The 2,854-nt window shown below is 73.4% G+C and carries 3 protein-coding genes; all 3 read right to left on the bottom strand.

Features of this window, described 5'->3' with window-relative positions:
- Nucleotides 1–66: 66 nt before the first annotated feature.
- Genes CVO76_RS01585 through CVO76_RS01575 form a run of 3 tightly spaced genes read right to left on the bottom strand, consistent with a single transcriptional unit; the run spans nucleotide 67 to nucleotide 2,818 of the window.
- Nucleotides 67–792, bottom strand: coding sequence for an SDR family oxidoreductase (locus tag CVO76_RS01585; RefSeq protein WP_208740449.1), 726 nt, complete (start codon nucleotides 790–792; stop codon nucleotides 67–69).
- A gap of 59 nt (nucleotides 793–851) precedes the next feature.
- Nucleotides 852–2,219, bottom strand: a complete 1,368-nt coding sequence (gene rfaE2 / locus CVO76_RS01580) for a D-glycero-beta-D-manno-heptose 1-phosphate adenylyltransferase (protein ID WP_208740448.1) — start codon at nucleotides 2,217–2,219, stop codon at nucleotides 852–854.
- Complete coding sequence (locus tag CVO76_RS01575) at nucleotides 2,216–2,818, bottom strand: D-sedoheptulose-7-phosphate isomerase (protein ID WP_133081028.1); 603 nt, start codon at nucleotides 2,816–2,818, stop codon at nucleotides 2,216–2,218. The genes rfaE2 and CVO76_RS01575 overlap by 4 nt, the downstream gene beginning before the upstream one ends.
- Nucleotides 2,819–2,854: the final 36 nt, after the last annotated feature.

Raw genomic sequence — 2,854 nt, 5'->3', positions numbered from 1 at the left:
GCGAGCACGATGACTCGTTCGTCGCGGCCGTCCAGCCCGCCGTCGTCTATCCGGACGTGGCCGAACTCAGGGCCACGAGCCTTCTTCTGCGTGGGCGATGACCATCTCGCGGATCTCGCAGCTCTTGGGCTGCGAGAGCGCGAAGAGGATCGCCTCGGCCACCCGCTCGGGGTCGTTGAGGCGTGAATCGTCCTGCGGCTTGTACTGCTCGTCGCGGTCGTCGAAGAAACGCGTCTTCATGCCGCCGGGGATGATCGTCGTGACGCCGATCTGGCCGGCGGTCTCGGCGGCGAGGGCCTGCGAGAAGCCCATCACCCCGAACTTGGAGGCGCAGTAGGCCGTCGCGTCGCCCACGGCCTTGATGCCGAGCGTCGAGGCGATCGTGACCACGCGGCCGTGCGACTCCTTCAGGTACGGCAGGGCGGCGCGGGCCGTGGAGGCCGTGCCCATCAGGTTCACGCCGATCACTTTCTCCCACTCGTCGGCCGGGACGGTGTCGAGCGCCCCGCACCGGTCGATGCCCGCCGCGGTGACGACGGCGTCCAGGCCGTCCATCGTCTCGGCGGCCTCCCGGACGGCTGCCTCGACGGCCGCACGGTCCGCGACGTCGACCTCGAAGGCCTTGACGCCCGTGACGCGGCTGATGTCGCGGTCGAGCACCACCGGGGTGCCTCCGGCGGCGATGACGCCCTGGACGATGGCCGCGCCGAGGCCCGAGCCCCCGCCCGTCACCAGGACCCGTCCCGGGTTGTAGCCGCTGGTCCCCGGAGTGGTGGTTGCGTTCTCAGTCATGCTGTTCCTTTCGTTGCGTGCGCCCGGCGCAATCAGGCCGGGCGCGGATCTGCAGCCCGTCAGCCGACGCGTGCCAGCGCGGCTGCAAGTTTGGTGGTGGAGCGTGCCGGGATGTACGGGACGGTGACCGTCCTGCCGCCCCAACTGCTCACGAGGGCGGCCTCGGGGAGGTCCTCCGCCGCGTAGTCGCCGCCCTTGACCCAGATGTCCGGCTGGAGGCGCGAGATGGCGTTCTCCGGTGTGGACTCACCGAAGACGAGCACGGCGTCGACGCACTCGAGTGCGGCGAGCAGCTCGGCGCGGTCCTCCTGCTTGATGATCGGCCGGTGCTCGCCCTTCAGCCCCCGCACCGACTCGTCGGAGTTGAGGCAGACGATCAGGCAGTCCCCGAGCCGTCGGGCCGCCGCGAGTGTGCGGGCGTGGCCGGCGTGCAGGAGATCGAAGCACCCGCCGGTCGCGACCACCGTGCCACCCGATTCCCGCGTCCGGCGGGCCACCATGAGTGCGTCGAGGCCGTCGACGGGCAACTGCTCGGGCGCCTCCTCGCGGCTGCGGCCCATCGCGCCGACACCTCCCGAGGCGAGGAAGTGTGCCGCTGCTTCGGTCGCCTGCTGTGCGGCGACGTCGATCGCGGCTCCGCCTGCGAGCCCGACGGCGAGCGCGGACGCGAAGCGGTCACCCGCCCCGCACGGGTCGGACGCGGTGACGCGCGGTGCGGGCACCACCTGGGGCAGCAGGCCGGCCGACGCCACGAGGGCGCCGTGCTCCCCCATCGTGACGAGGACCGCCCGGCTCCCCCAGGTCCGGAGCAGGACGTCGGCGGCCGCGGCGGCGGCCTGCGTGCCGGAGCCCTCGACCTCGGCGAAGCGGAGTGCCTCCCCGATGTTCGGCGTCACCGCGGCGACTCCCGGGACCGGTTGCGCGCCGGCGGGATGCGGGTCCCACACGACGGGCACCGAGGCGGCCAGCGCCTCGAGGCGGGCACGCAGTGTGTCGTTGACGAGGAGCCCGCGGCCGTAGTCCGCCGCGATGATCGCGTCGGCGCCGTCGAGCGCCGCGAGCATGTCCGCCGTGCAGCCCGGGAGGGGTGGCTTCGCGCAGCCCTCGTCGAAACGCACCACGGGCTGGCCCGAGGCGCGCACGCGTGTCTTCACCGGCGTGGGCGCCCCGGAGGGGCCGGCGACCACGGTCACGCCGTCGAGTTCGGCGCGCAGCAGGCCTGCGGCGTCGTCCTCGCCGAGGACGGTGACCAGGACGGCGTCGTGCCCGTCCGCCTGCAGCATGCGGGCCACGAGGCCCGCTCCTCCCGCACGGCGCTGGACCGCGTCGACGTCGACGACGGGGACGGGCGCGTCGGGTGAGAGCCGGCCGGCGCCGCCCGAGAGGTCCGTGTCGAGCAGGACGTCCCCGACCACCACGATCCTCATCGCTGGGCCTCCCGGTAGCGGCGGACCTCGGCGTCGAAGGCCCGGCAGATGGCGTGCAGCGCGATCAGGTGGCCCTCCTGCGCATTGGCCGACGCCGCGTCGATCGCCACGTAGTCGTCCACGCACTCGGTCAACGGGTTGGGGCCCACCCCCGTGAGGGCCCAGGTCGTGATGCCGGCCGATCTCGCGGCCTCCACGGCGTGCAGCAGGTTGGGGCTCTTGCCGCTCGTGCTCAGGAGCATCAGGATGTCGCCGGGGCGGCCATGGGCGCTCACCTGCCGGGCGAACATCCGGTCGAACCCGTAGTCGTTCGCGATGGCCGTGACGGCCGAGCTCTCGGCGTGCAGGGAGATCGCCGAGAACGGCTCGCGCTCGCCGTCGAACCGGCCCACCAGTTCCGCGGTGAGGTGCTGCGCCTCGGCGGCCGAGCCGCCGTTGCCGGCTGCGAGGAGGCGTTGTCCGGCCAGCAGGCGGCCGGCCATCTCCACGCCCCAGCCGGCGAGCGTGCCCGCGTTCTGGACGAGGGATTCCACGGCGGGGGTGACCGCCCGCAGGTGGTCCAGGACGAGGCGCCGGGAGTCCACCTGGACCTGGTCCAGTGTGCCTGCGGCGGTCGGGGCGGGAGTACCCGCACC

It is taken from the genome of Arthrobacter agilis (assembly GCF_002953615.1).
GTDB classification, from domain to species: domain Bacteria; phylum Actinomycetota; class Actinomycetes; order Actinomycetales; family Micrococcaceae; genus Arthrobacter_D; species Arthrobacter_D agilis_B.
The sequence above is the reverse complement of the archived record's forward strand: the minus strand, read 5'-3'. Positions and strand labels throughout refer to the sequence as shown.